23 protein-coding genes are annotated in these 22,203 nt (G+C 70.1%); 6 read left to right on the top strand and 17 right to left on the bottom strand.

Annotation, left to right across the window (positions count from 1 at the left end):
- Positions 1–33: 33 nt before the first annotated feature.
- The 12 genes from B118_RS0113280 to B118_RS0113225 are packed head-to-tail and all read right to left on the bottom strand — an operon-like array spanning position 34 to position 12,147.
- On the bottom strand, positions 34–1,500 hold the full coding sequence (locus B118_RS0113280; protein ID WP_018812227.1) for an amidase: 1,467 nt from the start codon (positions 1,498–1,500) through the stop codon (positions 34–36).
- The gene (locus B118_RS0113275; RefSeq protein WP_026185752.1) at positions 1,497–2,582 is read right to left on the bottom strand and encodes an amidohydrolase family protein; all 1,086 of its coding nucleotides are present in this window, start codon (positions 2,580–2,582) and stop codon (positions 1,497–1,499) included. The genes B118_RS0113280 and B118_RS0113275 overlap by 4 nt, the downstream gene beginning before the upstream one ends.
- The gene (locus B118_RS0113270) at positions 2,582–3,106 is read right to left on the bottom strand and encodes a 3-hydroxyanthranilate 3,4-dioxygenase (protein ID WP_018222972.1); all 525 of its coding nucleotides are present in this window, start codon (positions 3,104–3,106) and stop codon (positions 2,582–2,584) included. Before B118_RS0113270 ends, B118_RS0113275 begins: the two co-directional genes overlap by 1 nt.
- Positions 3,103–3,567 carry a RidA family protein gene (locus B118_RS0113265; protein WP_018222971.1) on the bottom strand — a complete coding sequence of 155 codons (465 nt, stop codon included), beginning with the start codon at positions 3,565–3,567 and terminating at the stop codon, positions 3,103–3,105. The genes B118_RS0113270 and B118_RS0113265 overlap by 4 nt, the downstream gene beginning before the upstream one ends.
- Positions 3,564–4,337: a 2-keto-4-pentenoate hydratase gene (locus B118_RS0113260; RefSeq protein ID WP_028192883.1), complete on the bottom strand. Its 774-nt coding sequence runs from the start codon at positions 4,335–4,337 to the stop codon at positions 3,564–3,566. Before B118_RS0113260 ends, B118_RS0113265 begins: the two co-directional genes overlap by 4 nt.
- Positions 4,334–5,389 (bottom strand): 4-hydroxy-2-oxovalerate aldolase, encoded by a 1,056-nt coding sequence (dmpG, locus tag B118_RS0113255; protein WP_018222969.1) that lies wholly within the window; start codon positions 5,387–5,389, stop codon positions 4,334–4,336. The genes B118_RS0113260 and dmpG overlap by 4 nt, the downstream gene beginning before the upstream one ends.
- On the bottom strand, positions 5,386–6,312 hold the full coding sequence (locus tag B118_RS0113250) for an acetaldehyde dehydrogenase (acetylating) (RefSeq protein WP_018812229.1): 927 nt from the start codon (positions 6,310–6,312) through the stop codon (positions 5,386–5,388). The genes dmpG and B118_RS0113250 overlap by 4 nt, the downstream gene beginning before the upstream one ends.
- Positions 6,309–7,106, bottom strand: a complete 798-nt coding sequence (locus tag B118_RS0113245) for a 2-keto-4-pentenoate hydratase (protein ID WP_018222967.1) — start codon at positions 7,104–7,106, stop codon at positions 6,309–6,311. Before B118_RS0113245 ends, B118_RS0113250 begins: the two co-directional genes overlap by 4 nt.
- Entirely contained in the window at positions 7,103–8,584 is a 1,482-nt protein-coding gene (locus tag B118_RS0113240) for a 2-hydroxymuconic semialdehyde dehydrogenase (protein WP_026185751.1), read from the bottom strand. The genes B118_RS0113245 and B118_RS0113240 overlap by 4 nt, the downstream gene beginning before the upstream one ends.
- 20 nt (positions 8,585–8,604) lie before the next feature.
- Positions 8,605–9,942 (bottom strand): FAD-dependent oxidoreductase, encoded by a 1,338-nt coding sequence (locus B118_RS0113235; protein ID WP_018812231.1) that lies wholly within the window; start codon positions 9,940–9,942, stop codon positions 8,605–8,607.
- A complete protein-coding gene (gene kynU, locus B118_RS0113230; RefSeq protein WP_018222964.1) occupies positions 9,942–11,231 on the bottom strand; it encodes a kynureninase in 1,290 nt (429 codons plus the stop codon). Before kynU ends, B118_RS0113235 begins: the two co-directional genes overlap by 1 nt.
- Before the next feature lie 19 nt (positions 11,232–11,250).
- Complete coding sequence (locus B118_RS0113225; RefSeq protein WP_018812233.1) at positions 11,251–12,147, bottom strand: tryptophan 2,3-dioxygenase; 897 nt, start codon at positions 12,145–12,147, stop codon at positions 11,251–11,253.
- A 161-nt stretch (positions 12,148–12,308) separates the two neighbouring features.
- On the opposite strand from B118_RS0113225, the gene B118_RS0113220 reads away from it, so the two are divergent.
- From B118_RS0113220 to B118_RS0113210, 3 genes are all read left to right on the top strand, one after another.
- Positions 12,309–12,785: an Lrp/AsnC family transcriptional regulator gene (locus B118_RS0113220; protein ID WP_018222962.1), complete on the top strand. Its 477-nt coding sequence runs from the start codon at positions 12,309–12,311 to the stop codon at positions 12,783–12,785.
- Between the two features lie 146 nt (positions 12,786–12,931).
- A complete protein-coding gene (locus B118_RS0113215; protein ID WP_026185750.1) occupies positions 12,932–13,402 on the top strand; it encodes a hypothetical protein in 471 nt (156 codons plus the stop codon).
- Positions 13,403–13,415: 13 nt separating this feature from the next.
- Positions 13,416–14,288, top strand: coding sequence for a class F sortase (locus tag B118_RS0113210; RefSeq protein ID WP_026270859.1), 873 nt, complete (start codon positions 13,416–13,418; stop codon positions 14,286–14,288).
- A gap of 89 nt (positions 14,289–14,377) precedes the next feature.
- Here B118_RS0113210 and B118_RS0113205 read toward each other — a convergent pair whose 3' ends face one another.
- Positions 14,378–14,911, bottom strand: coding sequence for an HNH endonuclease (locus B118_RS0113205; protein ID WP_026270860.1), 534 nt, complete (start codon positions 14,909–14,911; stop codon positions 14,378–14,380).
- 264 nt (positions 14,912–15,175) lie between these two features.
- Between B118_RS0113205 and B118_RS0113200 the strand changes: the two genes are divergently transcribed.
- The 3 genes from B118_RS0113200 to B118_RS0113190 all read left to right on the top strand — a co-directional run bounded on the left by B118_RS0113200 (position 15,176) and on the right by B118_RS0113190 (position 18,346).
- The gene (locus B118_RS0113200; protein WP_028192882.1) at positions 15,176–16,219 is read left to right on the top strand and encodes a mechanosensitive ion channel family protein; all 1,044 of its coding nucleotides are present in this window, start codon (positions 15,176–15,178) and stop codon (positions 16,217–16,219) included.
- Between the two features lie 271 nt (positions 16,220–16,490).
- Positions 16,491–17,861, top strand: coding sequence for an MFS transporter (locus B118_RS0113195; protein ID WP_050592806.1), 1,371 nt, complete (start codon positions 16,491–16,493; stop codon positions 17,859–17,861).
- On the top strand, positions 17,858–18,346 hold the full coding sequence (locus tag B118_RS0113190; protein ID WP_018222956.1) for a globin: 489 nt from the start codon (positions 17,858–17,860) through the stop codon (positions 18,344–18,346). The genes B118_RS0113195 and B118_RS0113190 overlap by 4 nt, the downstream gene beginning before the upstream one ends.
- Before the next feature lie 37 nt (positions 18,347–18,383).
- Here B118_RS0113190 and B118_RS0113185 read toward each other — a convergent pair whose 3' ends face one another.
- From B118_RS0113185 to ettA, 4 genes are all read right to left on the bottom strand, one after another.
- Entirely contained in the window at positions 18,384–18,968 is a 585-nt protein-coding gene (locus tag B118_RS0113185; RefSeq protein WP_026185746.1) for a type III secretion system chaperone family protein, read from the bottom strand.
- A 131-nt stretch (positions 18,969–19,099) separates the two neighbouring features.
- The gene (locus B118_RS0113180) at positions 19,100–19,828 is read right to left on the bottom strand and encodes a DUF8185 domain-containing protein (RefSeq protein ID WP_028192880.1); all 729 of its coding nucleotides are present in this window, start codon (positions 19,826–19,828) and stop codon (positions 19,100–19,102) included.
- Positions 19,825–20,271, bottom strand: a complete 447-nt coding sequence (locus B118_RS0113175) for an acyl-CoA thioesterase (RefSeq protein WP_018222953.1) — start codon at positions 20,269–20,271, stop codon at positions 19,825–19,827. The genes B118_RS0113180 and B118_RS0113175 overlap by 4 nt, the downstream gene beginning before the upstream one ends.
- Positions 20,272–20,274: 3 nt before the next feature.
- On the bottom strand, positions 20,275–21,951 hold the full coding sequence (ettA, locus tag B118_RS0113170) for an energy-dependent translational throttle protein EttA (protein ID WP_018222952.1): 1,677 nt from the start codon (positions 21,949–21,951) through the stop codon (positions 20,275–20,277).
- Between the last annotated feature and the right edge of the window lie 252 nt (positions 21,952–22,203).

The following is a 22,203-nucleotide window of genomic DNA, read 5'->3' as shown; positions in this document are numbered from 1 at the left end:
AAGAGAGACCAGGAATCCGGGTCGGGTGGACGGTCAGGTAGACGATTCCCCGACTCCGCTTGTGGTATTCACGTTAGCGGAGCCAACCGCCCGCCAGATTGCGGGGTGGCGATCCCACCCCCCACTGAGCTGCTCCAGCTGGGCGGCGGCGGCGAGCAGCCGCGCATCGTTGCCCTGCCGGCCGCTGAGGAGGACCCCGACCGGTAGTCCGTCGGCGGTGGTACCCACCGGGAGCGACACCGAGGGGTCACCCGTGACATTGAAAATTGCACAATACGGTGAGAACCGACGTTGGCGGTCAAAGTCGTCCGCCGGGTCACGAACATCGGTGAACCAGCCCACCGGCGCCTGCGGTGCGGCGAGAGTGGGACAGAGCAGCAGATCGCAGCCGGCGGTCCGGCGTATCCCGAGCCGGACCTGCGCCTGGAGCTCACCGAGCGCGGCGGTGAGGCTGGCAGCGGAGATCGCCGTCCCGCGCTCCCGCAGCAACCGGGTCAACGGCAGTAGCTGACGCTCCCGCTCGGGCGGCACCGGGGCGAGCGAGAGCACGTACCAGACGGTCTCGAACAGCGGCCACGCCGTCGGCGTCAACGGCGGCGGCACCTCGACCACCTCATGCCCAGCGGCGGTGAGTAGGTCGGCGGCCTGGTCCACGGCGGCGACACAGTCCGGGTGGACGGGCTCATCGGCGAGCATCGGGGTGGTGAAGCGACCGATCCGCAGCCGGCCCGGCGTGGCGGTCCGGGTCGCCGCGAGCCAGCCCCCGGCCGGCGGTGGCGGCGCCAGGTAGGGCTCACCGGGAACCGGCTGAGCCAACACGTCGAGCAACGCGGCCACGTCGGCCACGGTCCGCCCGATCGGGCCGCTGGTCGGCAGGCCGTACGCACCGAAGCCGACCGGACCGCCGGAGACCACCCCACGGCTGGGCTTGTAACCGACCAACCCGCACAACGAGGCCGGGATACGCAGCGAGCCGCCGCCGTCGGAGCCCTGGGCCACCGGAAGGAGACCGGCCGCCACCGCGGCCGCCGCACCACCGCTGGAGCCGCCGGCGGTGTAGGCGAGATCCCACGGGTTGCGGGCCGGCGGGGCGACCCGCCCTTCGGAGTAGAGCGAGCAGCCCAACTCGGAGGTGGTGGTCTTGCCGAGGCTGACCAGGCCAGCGGCCCGGATGAATCGGACCACGTCCGCGTCGACCGGCGGTACGAAATCGGCGAAGGCCGCGGAGCCGAAGGTCGTGCGCACGCCGGCGGTGAGGGTCAGATCCTTGATCGCTGTGGGCACGCCGTGCAATGGCCCGCGGACCGTGCGCGGAACGGCGTCCGCCGCATCAGCGGCAGCGAGGGCCGATTCCGCGGTCACGGTGACGAACGCACCCACGGTGTCCCCGAGCGCCGCCACCCGGGTCAGGTGGTGCTCGACCAGTTCCCGGCTGGTCCGATCGCCGCTGGCGATCGCGGCAGCCTGCTCCAGTGCGGTCAGATCGTGCGGCTCGGTCATGCCGTAATCCTGCCCGCTGCCCGATCGGGCCGCCGCACCGACAGGCCGTACGGGTCGGCCGCGGTGGGTTCACCCTGCCCCCCGGCGGCGAGAAAACGCAGCGCGTTGCCGCCGAGCAGGCCGGCCCGTTGGTCCGGGGTGAGGAAGTCGGAGCGGTGCACGACCGCACCGACCGGCCGCTCCCCCAGTGGATACGGATAGTCGCTGCCGAGCAGCACCTGGTCGACGCCGATCGTGTCGACCAGCAGCCGCAGCGCCGCCGGTTCGAACACCACCGAGTCGACGAAGAACCGGTCCACGTACGAGCTGGGGGGCCGGACCGAGGCGCCACGGACCAGATCGCCGCGACGGTGCCAGGCGTTGTCCGCACGGCCCAGCCAGAACGGAAAGCTGCCACCGCCGTGCGCGAAGCAGATCCGCAACGTCTCCGGCACCCGGTCGAAGACCCCGCCAAGGATCATCGCCAGCACTGACAGGTGGGTCTCGGCCGGCATCCCGGTCAGCCACCGCGCCATCCACCGATCCAGCCGTGGCCCGCCGGGCATGTCCCACGGGTGGACGAAGACCGGCGCGCCGACCTCGGCGCAGTGGGTGAGGAACTCGGCGACGCCGCTGTCGTCCAGGTCAAGATCGCCGACGTGGTTGCCGATCTCCACCCCGGCGTGCCCGGCGGCGAGACAGCGGTCCAGCTCGGCGCTGGCGGCCTCCGGGTCCTGCAACGGCACCTGGCAGAACGGAACCAGCCGGCCGTCTCCGGCGGCCGTGATCTCCAGCATGCGGTCGTTGAAGATCCGAGCCACCCTGGCCGCCTGGGCGGCCGGGCGGTCGTAGCAGAAAAAGACGGGCGTTGGCGAGACCACCTGCACGTCGACACCGTCGGCGGCCATGTCCGCCACCCGGATCGCCGGGTCCCAGCACTCCGCGCCGACCGGGCGGAACTCCATCTCGCCGACCATGATCATCGCGGCGCGCTCGGAGTCGACCCGCAGCCAGGGCCAGCCAGAGCCACCGCAGGCCGCCGCGAGGTCCGGCCAACCCCGCGGTACGGCGTGTGAGTGCACGTCAATAACGGGGATACCCATCAGCCCTTGCCCGGATGCAGCGTGCCGCACTGGTCGCAGGTCCGCGCCGCCTCGTCGGCGTAGAAGGTGGCGAAGACCGGGGGCAGGTCGGCGGCGATGTCGCGGACCTGCAACTCCACCTCGTGCACCTTGTTGGCGCACTCGGGGCAGTACCACTGGAACCGTTCCAGGGTGCCCTCCTCGCGGATCCGCTCGATCACCAAACCGATCGACCCGGCCTCCGGACGCTGCGGCGAGTGCGGAACTCCGCGCGGCAGCATCCACATCTGCCCCTCGCGAATGTGCACCGTCTGTGGCCCGTTCGGGAGCATCAGGTTGACGTGCATGTCTCCTTTGATCTGGTAGAAGAACTCCTCGTAGGGTTCGACGTGATAGTCGGTGCGCTGGTTCGGCCCGCCGACGACCATGACGATAAAGTCGGAACTGCCGGGGAGTAGTTCCTTGTTGCCCACCGGTGGCTTCAGCAGGTGCTGGTTGTCCACGACCCAGCCGGGGAAGCTGAACGGCTCAGCGATCTCGCTCACAACGGACCTCCTTCGGGGCGCAGGGCGACGGCCTGCATTTCGATCAACAGGTGCGGGTGCGGTAGCTGGTGGACCGCCACGGTGGTCCGAGTCGGCCCGCTCGCGTCGAAGAACTCCGCCCACACCTCGTTGTAGCCACCGAAGTCGTTCATGTTGACCAGGTAGCTGGTCACCTGCACCAGGTCGGCCAGCCCGGCACCGACCGGCTTGAGTAGATCCCGGATGTTCGCTATCACCGACCGGGTCTGGGCCCGGATGTCGAGGTTGGTGGTACCGAACTCGTCAACGGCGACACCCGCGAAGGTGTTGTCCGGGCGGCGGGAGGAGGTGCCGGAGACGAAGATGAAACCACCGGCCACCTTGACGTGTGGGAAGGCCCCACGCGGCACGGCCTTCCCGGCCACGACCCGGGCGGCTGCCCGCCCACCGGGGTCCAGCGCCGGTGGCGCCCCGCCGGTCACGCCGCCGCCCGCAGCGACGCGGCGCCGAGCTTCTCCACCACGGCACGGACGTGCGCGCCGGGTCGCAGCACGACGGCGGCCGTCGCGGCGCCGGCCAGAAAGACCCAGCCCGGGTGAAGCCGCACCCCATGCTGGCCGGCGAGGCGGACCCCCTCGTCGAAGGCGCGACGTGGGTCACCCAGGATCGCCGCGGTCGACCCCACCTGGGCGACCTGGCCATCGATCTCCAGCAGCACCCCAAGGTTGTCCAGACCGTCCGGAACGGGGCACCACGGCCCCACCACGAAGGCCCCCGCCGACGTGTTGTCGGCGATGACGTCCGGCAGGGAGAAGGTGAAGTCCGCGTACCGGGAGTCGATCAATTCGATGGCCGGGGCGACCGCGCGGACCGCGGTGGCGAACTCCGCGACCGGCTCGCCCGGCTCCGGCTGCCGGTCCAGCAGGAAGGCCACCTCCGGCTCCACCCGGGGATGGATGAAGTCTCCAACCGAGACGGTCCCGCCGTCGGTGACCCGCATCCGGTCAGTGAGCCGGCCCCAGATCACCTCGTCCACCCCGACCTGGGCCATCTTCGCCTTACTGGTCAGCCCCATCTTGAGGCCCACCAGCCGCTCACCCCGGTCCAGCCGGCGCCGCACCAACTCGGCCTGCACCGCGTACGCGGCATCGACGTCGAGCCCGGTCTCGGCGGCGAGCTGGCCAATCGCCGTACCCCGGTCGGCCGCCGCGACCAGTTGACCGGCGATCTCGGCGATATCTGCTCCGATCACGTCTCCTCCTTGCCGGCCAGGTCCAGCGCCACATCCACGATCATGTCCTCCTGGCCGCCGACCATCTGGCGCCGGCCCAACTCGACCAGGATCGAGCGGACGTCCACGCCGTAGCGTTCGGAAGCCCGCTCGGCGTGCCGCAGGAAACTGGAGTAGACGCCGGCGTAGCCCAGCGAGAGCGTCTCCCGGTCCACCCGTACCGGTCGGTCCTGCAACGGCCGGACCACGTCCTCGGCCGCGTCCATCAACGCGAAGACATCGCAGCCGTGCTCCCAACCGTGCAACTCGGCGACCGCGACGAAGACCTCCAGCGGCGCATTGCCCGCGCCCGCACCCTGCCCGGCGAGGGAGGCGTCGACCCGGACGGTTCGGCCGGCCGGCGCATCCAGCGGCCCATCCCCAAGGACCCGGCCGTGCTCGACCGCCACCACGCTGTTCGCCACCCCGAGCGAGAGGTTGTGGTGGGCGTGGATGCCGATCTGCGTCTCCGGTTCGAGCACCTGACGGTAGGCGTCGATTCGCTCGGCCACGTCGGACATCAGCAGCCGGCCGCCGGAGTCGGTGACGTAGACGCAGTGCGCCCCGTACGACTCCATCAGCTTGGCCTGCGCCGCCAACGCCGCCGGGTCGTTCATGTGGGCCATCATCAGGAACCCGGAGACGTCCATCCCGTTCTCCCGCGCCCAACCGATGTGCTGGGCGGAGATGTCGGCCTCGGTGCAGTGGGTGGCGATCCGAACGCTGGTGACGCCGAGCGCCCGCGCCGCCCTCAGGTCGGCGATGGTGCCGATCCCGGGCACCAGCAGCGTGGTCAGCCGCGCCGTGGTCAGCACCTCGGCCGCCGCCGCGATCCATTCCGCGTCGCTCGCCGCACCATGCCCGTAGTTGACACTCGACCCGGCCAGCCCGTCGCCGTGCGCCACCTCGATCGCCGCGACTCCGGCGACGTCTAGCGCGGCGGCGATCGTCCGAACCTGGTCAACGGTGTAGCGGTGGGCGATGGCGTGCATCCCGTCCCGCAGCGTCACATCCTGGAGGTAGAGCTGGGTCATGCCGGCACCGCCCGCCGGGCGATCAGCCGCTCCGCGGTGCGCAGCGCGGCCGAGGTCATGATGTCCAGGTTGCCCGCGTACGTGGGCAGGTAGTGCCCGGCCCCGGAGACCTCCAGGAACGTCGAGACCTGCAGGCCGGTGAGGCGCCGACCGAGCGCCGGTAGGTAGCTGTCCACCCGGTCGAACTGCACATCCTGTTTCAGGCGATAGCCGGGCACGTACTCCTGTACGGCCCGGACCATGTCGGCGATGGCGGTGGCGATCGCGGCGCGGTCCGCGTCCGGGTCCGGGCAGAGGCAGTACACGGTGTCCCGCATCAGCAACGGCGGATCAGCCGGGTTGAGCACGATGATGGCCTTGCCCAGTTCGGCGCCGCCAACCACCTCAATCGCCCGGGCGGTGGTCTCGGTGAACTCGTCGATGTTGGCCCGGGTGCCCGGCCCGGCTGACTTGGCGGAGATCGAGGCGACGATCTCCCCGTACGCGACCGGGGTGACCCGGGCGACGGCGGCGACGATCGGCACGGTCGCCTGTCCGCCGCAGGTGACCATGTTGACGTTGGCTTCCTGCAGGTGTTCGTCCAGGTTGACCGGCGGCACCACGTACGGCCCGACCGCGGCGGGGGTCAGGTCGACCACAGCCCGACCGTGGGCGCGCAACACGGCGTCGTGGTGTCGGTGCGCCCCGGCCGAGGTGGCGTCGAAGACCAGCGCCACGTCGGCGAACTCGGGCAGCGCCACGAGCCCCGCCACCCCCTCGGCGGTGGTGGTGACGCCGAGTCGCCGGGCCCGAGCCAGCCCGTCGGAGTCCGGATCGATGCCCGCCAAGGCGACCATCCGCAGACTGTCGCTGAGCCGCAAAACTTTGATCATCAAGTCGGTCCCGATATTCCCGGAACCGAGCACTGCCACCCCGACGCTCACTCCTCGACCTCCTTCGCGAAGCAGGTACGTACCGATCCGAGGCCGGAGATCCGCGCCTCATATGCGGCACCGGGCGTCACCGGCACCAACGGGCCAAGGGCCCCGGAGAGCACCACGTCGCCCGCCCGCAGCGGATCACCGGAGCGGGCGAGGGTCCGGGCCAGCCAGGCCAGCGCGTGCAGCGGGTTGCCGAGGCAGGCCGCCGCCGCACCGACCGAGACCGGTTCCCCGGCCTGCTCCAGCACCATGCCGGCGAGACGCAGATCCACATCGGCGAGCCGGCGGGGCGTGGTGCCCAGCACGAACAGCCCGCTGGAGGCGTTATCCGCGATGGTGTCCACGATGGCGATATCCCAACCGGCGATCCGGGAGTCGACGATCTCGATCGCCGGTAGCAGGTGATCTACCGCCCGGGTCAGGTCGGCGGTGGTGATCCGCTCGTCCGGCAGGTCCGCGCCGAGCACGAACGCGATCTCGGCCTCCACCCGGGGCTGGAGCAGCCGACCAGGCGGCACCTCCACCCCGTCGGGCACCGCCGTGGCCTCGGTCAGCACCCCGAAGTCCGGCTGGTAGACGCCGAGGCTCTCCTGCACGGCCGCAGAGGTCAGACCAATCTTGGCGCCGACCCGCCGGTGCCCCTGCCGCAGCCACTGGCGCACCTGCGCCTGTTGCACGAGGTACGCCGAGTCAGTGTCGCCGTCGGGGATGAGCCGCCCGCGCAGCGGAGGACAGGGTTTGCCGCTCTCCCGAGCCTCGCTGAGCTCCCGGGCGGCGGTCTCGTAGTCGACGGTCATGTCAGATCCACACAGACGTTGGTGAGCTCGGAATAGAAACCCAGCGAATGGATGCCGCCCTCGCGGCCGACGCCGGAGGCCTTCACCCCGCCGAACGGGGTACGCAGGTCACGCAGATACCAGGTGTTGACCCAGACGATCCCCGCGTCCAACCGGGCACCGGCGCGGTGGGCCCGACCCACGTCCCGGGTCCACACCGCCGCCGCCAGGCCGTACTCGGTGCCGTTGGCCAACGCGTACGCCTCCTCCTCGTCGTCGAAGGGCGCCACATGCACGACCGGGCCAAAGATCTCCTCCCGGTTGGTCCGCGCATCCGGGCCGAGCCCGGTGAGCACCGTCGGCTGGATGTACGCGCCACCGTCGCGGGCGTCGCCGAAGCGGGGCGTACTCCCGCCGGCGAGGACCTCCGCCCCGTCGGCACGGGCCAGCTCGTAGTGTCCGAGCACCTTCTTCCGGTGGGTGGGCGAGATCAGCGGCATGTTCATCGTGGCCTCGTCGACGGGCCACCCGAACGGCAGCGCGGCGGCCCGCTCGGCCAGCCGGGCGGTGAACTCCGCGAAGACCGGACGCTGCACGTAGATGCGTTCGGTGCAGAGGCAGACCTGGCCACCGTTGGTGAAGCTGGACCGCACCGAGCCATCCACCGCCGCCGACAGGTCGGCGTCGGCGAAGACCAGCCCGGCGTTCTTGCCACCCAGCTCGAAGGAGACAGCCTTCACCCCGTCGGCGGCGGCCCGCATGATCGCTCCACCGGTGGTCGACTCACCGGTGAAGGTGATCGCGTCGACGTCGGGGTGCCGGGTGAGGAACTCCCCCGCCGAGCCGGGTCCGAAGCCGTGCACCACGTTGAAGACGCCCTCGGGCACGCCGGCCGCGGCCATCACCTCGGCGAGCAGGGTCGCCGAGGCGGGTGTCTCCTCACTGGGCTTGACCACCACCGCGTTGCCACACGCCAACGCGGGCGCGACCTTCCAGGTGAGCAGGAGCAGCGGCAGGTTCCACGGGACGATCACGGCGACCACGCCGACCGGCTTGCGCAGCGCGTAGTTCAGCGCCCGGCCACCGGATGGGGTGCGGGTGCTGAACGACTCGGTCGGGGTGGTCGCGGCGATCTCGGCGAAGGCACGGAAGTTGGCCGCGCCGCGCGGGATGTCCAGCGTCCGAGCCTGTGAGATCGGCTTGCCGGTGTCGGCCACCTCGGCGGTGACCAGGTCATCGAAGCGGCGCTCCAACTCGTCGGCGACCCGGAGGAGTACCTCGGCGCGCTCTCGTTCGCCGAGCCGGCCCCAGGGTCCGCGCAGCGCCGTACGGGCGGCGGCCACCGCGTCGTCCACTCCGGCCTGATCCGCCGCCACGACCTCGAAGATCGCTTCCCCGGTGACCGGGCTGTGCTTGGTGAAGCGGCGACCAGCGGCAACGAACTCACCAGCGATGAAGTTGGGCAGCAGGGCCGGCCCGTCCGGTGCCCGACCCGTCATCTGGCGCGCATCCCACCGGGTCATCTGCGCCGCCCTCGGCGGAGCGCGGCCCCGACCACACCGGCCAGCAGGGCCGCCGCGCCACCGGCCGCCGCCCCCAGCAGCTGGTGCTGGCGACGGACTCGACGGCGTACCTGCGCGTACGGGGTGGTCGAGAAGGAGACCAACTCGTACCGGGACACATACCGGCCGGGTAGCGCCCGCTCCAGCGTCTGCTCCACCCGTCGGCTGAGCTGGAACAGCGGCGAGGCGACCCGGTCGCGCATCTCGACGAAGTTGGCGAGCGCCATCTGGGCGATCGCCTCGGCGTTGGCCTGCCGGCGGTGTTGGAACAGCGGTAGCGCGGCGGACCAGTCGTCGGCACACTCGTCGAGGCAGCGGTCCAACTCCACCACGTCCTCGAAGGCACAGTTGGCGCCCTGACCGTAGAACGGCACGATGGCGTGCGCCGCGTCGCCGAGCAACCCGACTCTCCCGTTCGCCTGCCAGGGGTCACAGCGGACGGTGCCGAGGACTCCGACCGGATTGTGCAGATAGTCGTCAACCAGGTTCGGCGCGAGGGGGAGCAGGTCCGGGTAGTGCTGCGCGAAGTGTCGCTCGATCGCCGCCGGGCTGCCCAGTGAGGCGAAGCTCGCGGTGCCGTGGGTGGGCCAGAAGAGCGTACAGGTGAAGGAGCGGTCCGGGTTCGGCAACGCGATCATCATCGAGGTGCCCCGCGGCCAGATGTGCAGTGCCTCCGGGTCGAGCGCGAAGGCCCCGCCCACCGGCGGAATGGTCAGCTCCTTGTAGCCGTAGTCGAGAAAGTCCAGGCTCTCCCGCAGCAGGCCGTGGCCGAGTAGCTGGCCACGGACCGCCGAACCGGCGCCATCGGCGCCCAGGACCACCGACGCCGCATCCGTGACCTTCCCCTGTGGAGTTTCAAAGGTCATCTCTCCGGTGGCTGGGTCAAGGTCGACCAACCGGTGGTCGAAGGCGACCCGCACGCCCGGCAACGCGGCGGCCGCGGACAGCAGGGCGTTGTTCAGCGCCCCCCGACTGATCGAGTTGATCGCCCGGTCCCCGGCCGCGCTGTAGCCCTGAAACTGCTGCTCACCGACCACCGGGTGAATCATCCGGCCCCGCATCGGCAACGCGTCGGCCAGCACCCGGGCGTCCAGGCCGATCCGGCGCAGCGCGTCCAGCCCTCGTTCGGAGAGCGCCAGGTTGATGGAGCGACCACGCTCAACCCGACCGGCCCGGGGGTCGGGGCGGCGTTCGTAGAGGGCGACCGGGTAGCCCCGCCGGGCTAGGAAGGCAGCGAGCAGGCAGCCGGAGAGTCCGGCACCGACGACGGCGACCTCAGCGCGCTCTGTGCTCATCAATGAACCTCCACCGTGGCGGCCAACGCGTCGGCCACCCGCCAACAATCGTGGTACGTCGAGTAAAGCGGCACCGGTGCGAAGCGGACAACATCTGGCTCCCGCGCATCTGCGACAACCCCGTGCTCCAACCGCAACCGCTTCGCCAGATCCGCGGCGCTCCCGGTGCCGATCCGTACCGACAGTTGCGCGCCCCGGCGGGCCGGGTCACGCGGAGTGACCACTGCCAGGGGCCGGCCCGGGGTGACCTGGTCCAGCAGCCACTCCAGGTAGCCGGTGAGCCGGACACTGCGCTCCCGCAACGCCGTCATGCCGACCGAGTCGAAGAGCTCCAGCGACGTGCGTACCGGTCCCATCGCGAAGATCGGCGGGTTGGAGACCTGCCAGGCCTCCGCCGTCGCCGGTGGTCGGGCAACCGGCGACATCTCGAACCGGGTAGCCGCCTCGGTACTCCACCAGCCCTCGAACCGGGGCAGCGTCGGATCGGCGAGGTGGCGCTCGTGGACGAACACCCCGGAGAGCCCGCCCGGCCCGGAGTTCAGGTACTTGTAGGAGCACCACGCCGCGAAGTCGACATCCCAGTCGTGCAGGGCCAGTGGCACGTTTCCCGCGGCGTGCGCCAGATCCCAGCCGACCACCGCGCCGGCAGCCCGACCGGCGGCGGTGATCTCCGGGATCTCCATCAGCTCGCCGGTCAGGTAGTTGACGCCCCCGAGCAGCAGCAACGCGATCGTGTCCCCCTCCGCCGCGAGCAGGTCAAGCACGTCGGCCGTACGCAGGGTGTCCTCACCGGGACGGGGAGCCAGGCGTAGCACCGTGGTATCCGGGTCCAGGCCGTGGAACCGGGCCTGACTCCGGACGGCGTAGCTGTCCGAAGGGAAGGCGCTGTCCTCGATGACGATCCTGGTACGGGTGCCGGTCGGCCGGTAGAAGCTCACCATCAGCAGGTGCAGATTGACGGTGAGGGAGTTCATCACCACCACCTCCGCCGGCCGGGCGCCGACCAGCCGGGCGGTCGGCCCGGTCAGCAACTCGTGGTAGGGCAGCCACGGTCGACCGGCCGTCAGGTGTCCCTCCACCCCGAGCCGGCGCCACGCCTCCAGATCGGCGAGCAACTCGTCCCTGGTTGCCCGGGGTTGCAGGCCCAGCGAGTTCCCGGCCAGATAGGCCGCCTGCTGGAAACGGCCGCCGTCGGCCGGGGGTAGGTGGAACAGGTGCCGATGGCCGGGGTCAGCGGTGTCCAGACGGTTCGCCGCCTTCTCCTCCTGGCTCAGCTCTTCCTGGTGCATACGTTCGCTCCGCTCCCGCTCACATCTCGGTCCGGGCTGACCACAGCTCCGGGAAGACCACCCGGGCCATGCTCCGCTGCAGCCAGGCCAGGCCGGCGGAGCCACCGCTGCCGACCTTGGCGCCCATCGTCCGCTGCACCGCCTTGACGTGGTGCCAGCGCCAGTCGCCGAACCCCTCGGCCACCTCGGTCAGTGCCTCGCCGAGCAGCCGGAACTGGTCGTCGGGGCGGGCGGCGTAGATTCGCACCCAGGCCGCCTCCACCGCCGGATGCGGCTGGTGCTCCTCGGCGACGTCCCGACCGAGGAGCTCCGGAGGAAGGTCGTGACCGTGCCGGGCGAGCAGCGCGAGCACGTCGTCCCAGAGGCTGGGGGCGTTCAGGGCGGCGGTCAGGTCGGCATGCACCTCGACCTGCCGACGGAACGGGCGGATCAGGGCCGGATCGCGCAGGCCGAGCAGGAGCTCGACGTGGCGATACATCGCCGACTGGAAACCGGAGCCCTCGCCGAGGAGGTTACGGAACCGGTTGAAGTCGGCGGGAGTCATCCAGCGCAGGCTCCGCCAGGCGGCGTTCAGCCCTTCCAGGTGCAGGGCGGCCCGACGCAACGGCGCCTGGGTGTCCGGAATCTGGTCCGCCCGCAGCAGCCGTTGGGCCTCGCGCAGTTCGTGACAGGTCAGATTGAAGTACAGCTCCATGATCTGGCTGGTCACGAGGAAGGACATCTCGCCCGGGTCACTACTCAGCGGAGTCTGCAGCCGGTGCAGGGTACTGGCCTGCACGTAGGCGTCGTACGGAATCTGCCCGGTGAACTCCAGGGTCGGCTCACCGCCGTTGCGGGCCGCTCGCGTGGCGCGTTGCCGCGGAGTTACCGGCCGTACCTCCGGCGGGGTGGCCGCCCGTACCTCTGTTCGTTCCACCAGTCCGCTCCCTCCGCTCGAGCTGGCCGTACTGCGGTAGCGGACATGATGTCGCGGCGGACGGCACCAGTGGAATGCCGAGACAACGGCTGTCGCAGCGGTTCACCTACCAAACCGAAGGCAATACTCCAGATCTGGTTAGAGAACGTAAGATTCCCAGTGTGGACGAGATGGACTGGGCCCTGCTGCGTGAACTGCAGGCCGACGCCCGGCTGTCGTACAGCGAGCTGTCCCGACGGGTGCACCTCTCCCCACCGGCGGTAGCCGAGCGAGTACGTCGGCTGGAGGAATCCGGCGTCATCACCGGCTACCACGCACACGTGGATCCAGCCCGAGCCGGGCGAACGGTGGTCGCGCTGATCCGGATGTCCTGCTATGGGGCCCGCTGCATCCTCAACAGCCCGGAGATCACGGGCTGGCCGGAGATCATGCAGATCCATCGGATCACCGGCGACGCGTGCAGCATGCTGACCGTCACCGCCGGCTCGATCGAGGAGTTCGAGGCGGTGATTGATCGCCTGGCTCCGTACGGCCAACCGTCCAGCACGATGGTGCTCTCCACCCCACTCGGTTGGCGTCCGGTCACACCAGCTGGCTCCGCGGACGGCGAACCGGCCCCTTCCCGCCGCCGCCGCTGAGTGCCCGCGCGGGTTGGCCCGGAAGGCCGCCGAGCGCCCACGAGGGTTTGCCCGGAAACCAGCGGGAAAGCAGGCCGCGGTACCCGGGGAGGGTCCGGTGGTCGGCACCGGGAGGGGGAATCATGCGGGGTCATCGCGTACTCGCCATGCTGGCTCTGGTAGCAGCGTTCGTCCTGTTCGGGGGCGCACCTGCCAGTGCCGGCGAGCACACCTTCATCGAGGTCACGCCGAATCCGGCGCAGGCGGGCACCCGTGTCGACCTCCGGGCCAGCTGCGACCGGGACAACAACCGTCAGGCGACGGTGCACTCAGGTGCCTTCGATGGCCAGGTCTTCCTCCGACCCGACAACGGCTTCCTCACCGGCCACGCCACCATCCCGAGCAGCAAGGAGGCCGGCGACTACCGGGTTGACCTGCGCTGCGAGAACAACAAGACCGCCAGCACGACACTGACGGTGCTGAACATGTCCCAGCCGACGAAGGGCCCGGCGACCGGTGGCGGCGGCACCGCCGTCGGTCGCACCGGCTCCTACCTGCTGGCCGGGGGCGTGGTGGCGGTGGCGCTGGCCATCGGCTTCGGCTTCTTCGGCAACCGTCGCACCGGGAACGGCGCCTGACCCGACCGCCACCATGGCCCGAGCAGACAGACGCAGGCGGCAGCAGGCGGCGGATACTGCCGGCGCGGTGGACCGTGGAAGGGTCCGCGCGGGTAGCCGGCGGGCGGTGTCGGCCGCTGCTCGGCTGGCCGCCGGGACCGCCCGCCGGCTACGCCAAGCCGCCGGGCAGGCGTCCGCGGCGAGCGTCGTCACCACCGACCCGGCCACCGAACCACTGCCCCCACGTCCGCGCCGGCGGTGGGTACGGGCCCGGCGGCAGCTGGGGTTCTCCCGCAGCCCCGGGATACCCGTACTGGCCATCGGGGCCCTGATGATGCTGATCATCGCCATGCTCGGGGTGGAACAGGTGACCGGCATCAGCGTCCTCCCGGAGCGGTTCACCGCCGGCCTGCGGCCACCGCCGAAGAAGTTCCCGGTGCTACCAGCGAGCGATCCGGTCGCCGTCGAGATCGATGCCATCGACGTCACCGCCCCGGTGCACAGCGTCGGGCTGGCACCGGACGGCACCATCGCGGCGCCGGACGCGGGTCGCGCCCAGGAGGCGGGCTGGTACGACCAGGGTCCCACGCCCGGGCAGTACGGTCCGGCGGTCCTCGTCGGGCACGTGGACACCGACACCGGGCCGGCGGTCTTCCAGGGGCTGCGTAACCTCCGCGCCGGCGACCGGGTCGAGGTGGACCGGACCGATGGGCAGGTCGCGGTCTTCGAGGTCAACTCGGTGGAGCGGTTCGCCAAGGAACGATTCCCGACCGACCAGGTGTTCGGGGACTTCGACCGACCCAACCTACGGCTGGTGACCTGCGGCGGTCGATGGGTTGGGGGCCAGACCGGTTACGCCGACAACGTGGTGGTCTTCGCCTCCCTGGTCGAGGCGCGGGGCGGCTGAGCCACCGGCGAGGCCACTCCGGCGGATCCGAGCTCGCCGGTGGCTCCGGTTTCGCATGTGACTCAGGCGGCTCCGGGCTCGCACGTGACTCAGGCGGCTTCGGGCTCGCGCAGGTCGAGCCAGTCGACCCAACGCGGGTCGGGAGGTCGGTGCCCGAGTACCCGCCAGGCGATGCCTTTCGGCGCCATTGGCGCGGCGGGGAGCCGCCAGCCCAGTTCGGCCGGCGTCTTGTCACCCTTGGTGTGGTTGCACCGGCCGCACGCCGCCACCACGTTCTCCCAGGAGTGCCGACCACCGCGGCTCCGCGGGAGGACGTGATCAATGGTCTCCGCCGGGCCCCGGCAGTAGGCGCACCGCCACCCGTCCCGCGCGAAGATTGCCCGCCGGGAGAGCCCGACGTGAGCCCGAAAAGGCACCCGGACGAAGCGGGTGAGCCGCACGACCGAGGGGACCGGCAACGAGTTGCGGGCACTGTGCAGGACACCATCACCATCGGCGACGCAGACAGCCTTGGCGGTGAGCACCAGGATGGCCGCACGTCGGACCGACACGACGCACAGGGGCTCGTAGGTGGCGTTGAGGACCAGCGCGCCGGAGCCCACTGTGGGTCGTATGTCAGGCATCGCGCTCACCCCTCCGGTTCAGCGCCCCTCGCCAGCACCACCGGACGGAAGCGGGCGCAGCGACCCACCGGTCAGACGTCGCACCAGATCATCGCCGTCCGTGCGCCAATCGTCCCTGATAAGGCTCGGGATTGCACGCGTTAATCCGGGGTACCCCGCCGGAGGCTTTCTGGGGAGGACCTGGCCCGGGCCCACCCGATAGCGGTTCCCGGTCGCCGGCGGGCCGCGCGCGGCGACCGAAGCCGACTGCGGTACGAAGGCAGAGTGGATGCCTCCCTTGTTTCGGCCGCGACCGCCGGCTTCCTTGCCACCGACGAGCCCAGCGCAGAGTGTCTCCAGGAGCCGCTCTGCGCCGCCCTACACGACCTGACCGGCGCGGTGTGGTTCGCCGAGGGCAGCTACTGGATTTTGATCAAGCCATTCCGGATCGCACTGATTCTGGTACTGGCCCTGGTAGCCCGATGGCTGATCAGCCGAGCCATCAGGCGACTCGTCCGCAGCACCAGCAGTGCGGGCATGCCCACGATGCTGCGACCGTTGCGAGAGCGGATCCCGACCTCGGACACCCAGCCGGGTGAGTTCGTACCGGAACGGCGTCGGCAGCGCACCGAGGCCATCGGCTCGGTACTGCGCAGCCTCTCCACGGCATTTATCTTCGGCATCGCATTGTTGATGGTGCTCAAGGAATTCAGCTTCGACCTGGCGCCACTGCTCGCCAGCGCCGGCATCGTCGGGGTGGCCCTGGGTTTCGGTGCGCAGAGTCTGGTGAAGGACCTGATCGCCGGATTGTTCATGCTGATCGAGGACCAGTACGGCGTCGGGGACACGGTCGATTTCGGTGAGGCGACCGGCTTTGTGGAGTCGGTCGGCCTGCGGGTGACGACGGTACGCGACGCACGCGGAGTCCTCTGGTATATCCGCAACGGAGAAATCATCCGGGTCGGCAACAAGAGTCAGGGCTGGGCGCTGGTCGTGGTGGACCTGCCGATCGGCTTCGCCAGCACCGAGGAGGCGACAACTGTGTTACGGGAGGCGGCCGCATCGGTCGCGGTGGACCCGGACCTGGCCCCGGAGGTCATCGAACCGCCTGAGGTGCTGGGTGTCGAGCAGATGACGATGGAGGGCGCGGTAATCCGGACCGTGGTGAAGACGACGGCGGACGGTCAGTTCGCCGTCGGCCGGGAACTGCGTCGCCGGCTGGCCGGCGCACTGGAGAACTCCGGCTTTACCGATAAGATCGCCGCGGCGCGGTTCCCGGGTCTGCCGGGGCAGGCGTCCCGGGTGGGCGGCGCCAGCAGCACGCCGTGACCGAAGCAGCACTTTCGGTCACGCACCCCTCCGGCTATCCCCCTTTCGTTCAGTCGGCGATCCGACGATCAACCATTTCGCCCTGGCTGGTTGCCAGTGAATCCGGCAGAATCCGATACAGCTCCCCGGCAGCGGAGGAATTCTCCTCGCTGGTCGGCAATTCGGACGATGCTTCCCGACTCGGCCAATCAGCAGTGCCTGGTCCGGGAACTATGGAGGCGATGTGCCCAACGGCCGACCTTCTCCAACCCGTCCGGCCACCTTCAGGGAGGTGTTCGCCCAGCGCGAGTACCGATTTGTTCTGACGGCCGGAGTCCTCTCCTGGGTTGGTGACTACCTCGCGAAGGCTGCGGTGACCCTCCTGGTCTATCGGGAGACCGAGTCGGTAGCCCTCTCCGCGGCGGCATTCGCCATCAGCTACCTGCCCTGGCTGGTCGGCGGTCCACTGCTCGCGGCCGTCGCCGAACGGCATCCCCACCGAGCCGTGATGGTCACCTGCGACCTGATCCGGATGGTGCTGCTGCTCGTCATCGCGGTGCCCGGGATGCCGACTCCGCTGGTCCTGGCGCTCCTCTTCGCCGCCACCCTCGCCAACCCGCCGAGTCAGGCCGCCCGGTCGGCGCTGCTGCCACGGATCCTGGCCGGTGACCGCCTCGTGGTCGGAATGTCGATCATCGCCAGCGTCGGCCAGGCCGCGCAGGTGGTTGGCTACCTGGCCGGCGCGGCGATCGCTGCGGCCAGCCCCGTCCTCGCCCTGCTGGTCACGTCGGCGACCTACGCCGTGTCCGCCACGCTGGTCCGTCTCGGGGTGGCTGCCCGACCAACGGAGATGCAGGCTGTGCACCGCAGCCACCTGCTGCGGGAGACCGGCGAGGGCTTCCGGATGGTCTTCGGCCAACCCGTGCTACGCGCCATCGCGATCCTCGTGTTCAGCGCCATGCTCTTCTCCATCGTCCCGGAAGGGCTCGCGGCGGCGTGGGCCGGCCAGCACGCCGACGACATGGACAAAGGCCTCGCCCAGGCAATCATCATGGCCGCCGTCCCGGTCGGGTACATTCTTGGCGGCCTGATCGTCGGCCGCCTGGTCGCGCCGGCCCGCCGGATCGCCCTGATGCGTCCGCTGGCAGTGCTCGCTCCGCTGCTTCTGGTTCCCACCCTGCTCGACCCGTCACCACTGGTGGTGGCGCTGCTGGCCGCCGGGTGCGGATTCGCCGTCGCCGGGCTGCTGCCAACGGCCAACGGCTTGTTCGTCCGGGTGCTGCCGGACGGCTTCCGGGCTCGCGCCTTCGGTGTCATGGCCTCCGGCATGCAGGTGATCCAGGGGCTGGCGGTTCTGGTGACCGGGGTGCTCGCCGATCGGTTCTCCATCCCGCTCGTGGTCGGGCTCTGGAGCAGCGCCGGGGTGCTACTGATGACCGTCGCGGTGCTGTCGTGGCCGAGTCGGGCGAGCGTTGACGCCGCGATCGAGGCGGCTTCGGGAGCTGACGCACGTGATCCGGCGCCGGCGCCGCCCGCCCCCCGGTCGGGATCGGACCGCCCTGGGGACCAGCCGATCGACATCCCGGGCGAGGGCCAGCAGGGCGCCCAGGAACGGCATCGCAACACGGTGTCCGCACCGGGCCGGAGGCGGGCCGGTACGTGACCCGTCCCACGTCCGGCCAGCGGCGGACGGCCACCGAAACCTGGCAGGATGGACCCGTGCATCCCGCAGGTGATTCCGGCAACCCCGCCTCCGCAACGAGTTTCTTTACTGCGGTTGGCGGCGAGCCCACCTTCCGCAAGTTGGTGGACGAGTTCTATGCGGGCGTCGCCGACGACCCGCTGCTGCGGCCGATGTATCCAGAGGAGGATCTGGGGCCCGCCGCGGAGCGGCTCACCCTGTTCCTGATGCAGTACTGGGGCGGGCCGAACACCTACTCCGCCCAGCGGGGACACCCGCGACTGCGGATGCGGCACGCACCGTTCCGGATCGGGGCGGCGGAACGGGACGCCTGGCTACGGCACATGCGGCAGGCCGTGGATCGACTGGACCTACCACCGGAGCTCACCACCGCGCTCTGGGACTACCTGGAGCGGGCCGCGTACTTCATGGTGAACGCGCTGGAGGACCCGGCCACCTCGGCGTGACCAGAAGACCCAGGCGGTCCGAGCGGGGCGGGGCAGGTCAGAGCAGGGCACCTTCGTCGTGCAGCCAGTCGACGAAGTTGGTGGCTACCGCCGCCCCGCAGTCGATCATTTCGACCAGGAGCGCGTCGTGCACGCCGGCGGCGAACGGCACCTGCAGCTCGGCATAGATCGGAAGCTGGCCGCGTTCGGACGGATCTCCGATGTACGCCTTACAGAAGCGACGGGTGTGGTTCCACTCGTTGACCACCCGGTAGGCCCGATCCTCCCAATCCGGCGGGACGGTCGCATGCGGCCGAACGCGCAGTACCAGAATCTCGTCGTCCGGGCCCTCGAGCGCGACCAGGACCGCGTGCCGCTCCCACATCGCCAGCAGGTTTCCGTCGCCGTCGGACAGGTAGCGGACGTCGAGCTGGTCGAGCACGGCACTGATCCGGCTGAGCGTGACCGGTGCGACGGTGGGGGATGCGTCCACGACCGGAGAAAGATCGACTCCGGGGTAGCTGTCGCCCGGTTGTCGGGGAGCCGGCGGACTGACCCGGACCGTGTCCTCCACTGTGGCCCTGCCCCGGCTATCCGGCTCACCGCCGTCAGCGGGACCGGGGCGCCACGACCACCACGGCATCGCTCACCCACCTCACTCCCCAGCGGATCCAGCCCTTAACGCTGCGTTGGATCCGAGGATGGACGGTACCCGGACAGCCGGGAAGAAGCACCCCCCTAATGAACTCCCTGGGACAGAAGGACGATGGGGGATCATCCAGACTGCTGACCAAGGATAGGCTGAACAGTTAGATCTGTCACCCTCTGCAACCAAACTGCCCCGTACGGGCCAACCAGGCCGACCCATTGACCAACCGCCCGCACCTGCACCACCCCACCGGCCACCCCCGGCGCACCGAGAAAGCCCATCCGCACCAAGCCCTGGACCAACCGCTGGGGCACCTCGACCGGCGTGCGGGGAGCGTCGTCCGGAGTGACGACCACCGGCACATGATCCAGGAGCGCATCGCGCAGCACCCGCTCCCCGAGCGCCCTACCCGCCACTCCGTGACCGGCGGCATCCCGAAGGGCCGTCGCCGCGGCTTCGGCCACCCGCCACAGCTCGGCCGCGGGAAGCGTCTCCACCCGCCGGCTGGTGGGCGGCGGCAACGGCCAGCGCCACTGCGCGTCCCGCCGGACGGGCAGTGCCGAGCCGCCCGCAGCCAGCTCCGCCAACAGCTCGCCGGCGGAAACGGTGGCGTCACCGGGGCCGCCGCCGGCCACCGTGTGGACCACCAGCACCCCCCATGGCAACCGGGCCCAGAGGGCGGTCCGCTCCTCCGGCCCGCCGGCGGGCCGCAACCGTACCAACGCCCCCCGATCCAGCCGGACCAGCCGGGTCAGAAAGGTGCCCGCGTCAGCGACGCCGGTCAACCCATGCCCCATCCCGCCAGGCACCGTGGGCGGATGACCGCCCCGTCCCACGGTCCCCGGGCCGGTCACGCCGACCCCTCCTGGATGAGGTAGGTACGTAGGAAGGCCCGCTCCTCGGCGGAGAGGCGACGCGGCAGCTGCCGGCTCAGATCAAACGGCACCAGCACCGACCGGGCCCGACTGACCAGCAATTCACCGTCGTACATCTCGTAGTCGACGGTAACGGAGGCAACCCGAATCTCCGACACCCAGAGCTCAATCCGGACCGTCGGCGCCGACTCCGCGGTGGCTCGGCCAAGCGCGTAGTCGACCGGCCGCAGGTAGTCCACCTCGTGCCGCCGAATCACCACACCGTCGGCGAACGAGCCGACGCCCCAGGCCCGCCCCCCGGCGAACATCAGGGCCACCCGCGCCTCCTCGTAGAGGGTAAGAAAGCGTGAGTTGTTGATGTGCCCGTACGCGTCCAGGTCGGACCAGCGGAGCGTGCAGTGGTAAAGGAACCGGTCCGCCATGAGTCAGTCGCGGGTGAGCTTGCGGTAGGTAACCCGGTGCGGCCGGGCCGCCTCGGCACCGAGACGCTCGACCTTGTTCTTCTCGTACGCTTCGAAGTTGCCCTCGAACCAGAACCACTTCGCCGGGTTCTGGTCATCCCCCTCCCAGGCCAGGATGTGCGTCGCGACCCGGTCCAGGAACATCCGGTCGTGGGAGATGACCACGGCGCAGCCGGGGAAGTCCAGCAACGCGTTCTCCAGGCTGGAGAGGGTCTCCACGTCCAGGTCGTTGGTCGGCTCGTCCAGCAGGATCACGTTTCCGCCGATCTTGAGCGTCAACGCCAGGTTGAGCCGGTTGCGCTCGCCCCCGGAGAGGACCTTGGTCGGCTTCTGCTGGTCCGGCCCCTTGAAACCGAAAGCAGCGATGTACGCCCGCGACGGCATCTCGACCTTGCCCACCATCAGGTGGTCCAGGCCGTCGGAGACGACCTCCCAGACCGTCTTGTCTCCGGCCAGACCCGCCCGGGTCTGGTCGACATACGACAGGGATACGGTGTCACCGACCTTCACGCTGCCCGCGGTCGGCTGCTCCAGCCCGACGATGGTCTTGAAGAGGGTCGTCTTCCCGACGCCGTTCGGGCCGATGATGCCGACGATACCGTTGCGCGGCAGCGAGAAACTCAGGTCGTCGATCAACACCCGGTCGCCGAAGGCCTTGGTGAGGTTCTGCGCCTCGATCACGGAGCTGCCCAGACGCGGGCCTGGCGGGATCTGGATCTCCTCGAAGTCCAGCTTGCGGGTCTTGTCCGCCTCGGCGGCCATCTCGTCGTACCGGTCGAGACGGGCCTTGGACTTGGTCTGGCGCGCCTTGGCGTTCGAGCGGACCCAGTCCAACTCGTCGGCGAGCCGCTTCTTCATCTTGGCGTCCCGCCGGCCCTCGACCGCCAGCCGGGCCGCCTTCTTCTCCAGGTAGGTGGAGTAGTTGCCCTCGTAGCCGACGGCCCGTCCCCGGTCCAACTCCAGGATCCAGCCGGCCACGTTGTCCAGGAAGTAACGGTCGTGCGTGATCGCGATGACGGTGCCGGCGTACTTGGCCAGATGCTGCTCCAGCCACTGCACGCTCTCCGCGTCGAGGTGGTTGGTGGGCTCGTCGAGCAGGAGCAGATCGGGCGTCTCCAGCAGCAGCTTGCAGAGCGCGACCCGGCGCCGCTCACCGCCGGAAAGCTGGGTCACGTCGGCGTCCGGCGGCGGGCAGCGCAACGCGTCCATGGCCAGTTCGAGCTTGGAGTCGATGTCCCAGGCGTCGGCGTGGTCCAGCTCCTCCTGGAGACGGCCCATCTCCGCCATCAACTCGTCGGAGTAGTCGGTGGCCATCTGCTCGGCGATCTTGTTGAACCGCTCCAGCTTGGCCTTGGTCTCCGCAACCGCTTCCTCGACGTTGCCGAGGACCGTCTTCGCGTCGTTGAGCGGGGGCTCCTGCGCCAGCATGCCGACGGTGTAGCCGGGCATCAGCCGGGCCTCGCCGTTACTCGGCCGGTCCTGCCCCGCCATGATCTTCAGCAGGCTGGACTTGCCGGCGCCGTTCGGGCCGACCACACCGATCTTGGCACCCGGCAGGAAGCTCAGCGTCACGTTGTCGAGCACGACCTTGTCGCCATGCGCCTTGCGCGCCTTTTCCAGGACGTAGATGTACTGGGCCACGGTGCGGGCTACCCTCCATCGATCAACGGTGTGGTCTACACGCGGGCGGGGCCGCCGCGGATGCGGAGCCGAGGTCGCCCGTCGGCGGGCCGGTCACGCCGGCCCGCCGTCAATCCTGACAGGTCACCCCGGCTGCGCCCACATCACCCCGCCGGGCCGGCGACCCGACCTGACCGCCCGGCAGAACACCAGAAAGTGTCGACAAGATCACGTTTGGGGTTGTGCGCCGACGAGCGGGTGGGTTAAGTCCGG

The organism is Salinispora pacifica CNR114 (genome assembly GCF_000514775.1).
Taxonomy (GTDB): Bacteria; Actinomycetota; Actinomycetes; order Mycobacteriales; family Micromonosporaceae; genus Micromonospora; species Micromonospora pacifica.
This window is presented reverse-complemented; position numbering and strand designations above follow the sequence as displayed.

What these genes read in the sequence shown, in the direction of transcription:
- dmpG (WP_018222969.1), bottom strand. Translation starts at nt 5,389, where the DNA reads ATGACCCAGCTCTACCTCCAGGATGTGACGCTGCGGGACGGGATGCAC.
- B118_RS0113235 (WP_018812231.1), bottom strand. Translation starts at nt 9,942, where the DNA reads ATGAGCACAGAGCGCGCTGAGGTCGCCGTCGTCGGTGCCGGACTCTCC.
- B118_RS0113185 (WP_026185746.1), bottom strand. Translation starts at nt 18,968, where the DNA reads ATGCCGTGGTGGTCGTGGCGCCCCGGTCCCGCTGACGGCGGTGAGCCG.
- B118_RS0113280 (WP_018812227.1), bottom strand. Translation starts at nt 1,500, where the DNA reads ATGACCGAGCCGCACGATCTGACCGCACTGGAGCAGGCTGCCGCGATC.
- B118_RS0113215 (WP_026185750.1), top strand. Translation starts at nt 12,932, where the DNA reads ATGCTGGCTCTGGTAGCAGCGTTCGTCCTGTTCGGGGGCGCACCTGCC.
- B118_RS0113205 (WP_026270860.1), bottom strand. Translation starts at nt 14,911, where the DNA reads ATGCCTGACATACGACCCACAGTGGGCTCCGGCGCGCTGGTCCTCAAC.
- B118_RS0113240 (WP_026185751.1), bottom strand. Translation starts at nt 8,584, where the DNA reads ATGACGGGTCGGGCACCGGACGGGCCGGCCCTGCTGCCCAACTTCATC.
- B118_RS0113210 (WP_026270859.1), top strand. Translation starts at nt 13,416, where the DNA reads ATGGCCCGAGCAGACAGACGCAGGCGGCAGCAGGCGGCGGATACTGCC.
- B118_RS0113175 (WP_018222953.1), bottom strand. Translation starts at nt 20,271, where the DNA reads ATGGCGGACCGGTTCCTTTACCACTGCACGCTCCGCTGGTCCGACCTG.
- kynU (WP_018222964.1), bottom strand. Translation starts at nt 11,231, where the DNA reads ATGCACCAGGAAGAGCTGAGCCAGGAGGAGAAGGCGGCGAACCGTCTG.
- B118_RS0113245 (WP_018222967.1), bottom strand. Translation starts at nt 7,106, where the DNA reads ATGACCGTCGACTACGAGACCGCCGCCCGGGAGCTCAGCGAGGCTCGG.
- B118_RS0113275 (WP_026185752.1), bottom strand. Translation starts at nt 2,582, where the DNA reads ATGGGTATCCCCGTTATTGACGTGCACTCACACGCCGTACCGCGGGGT.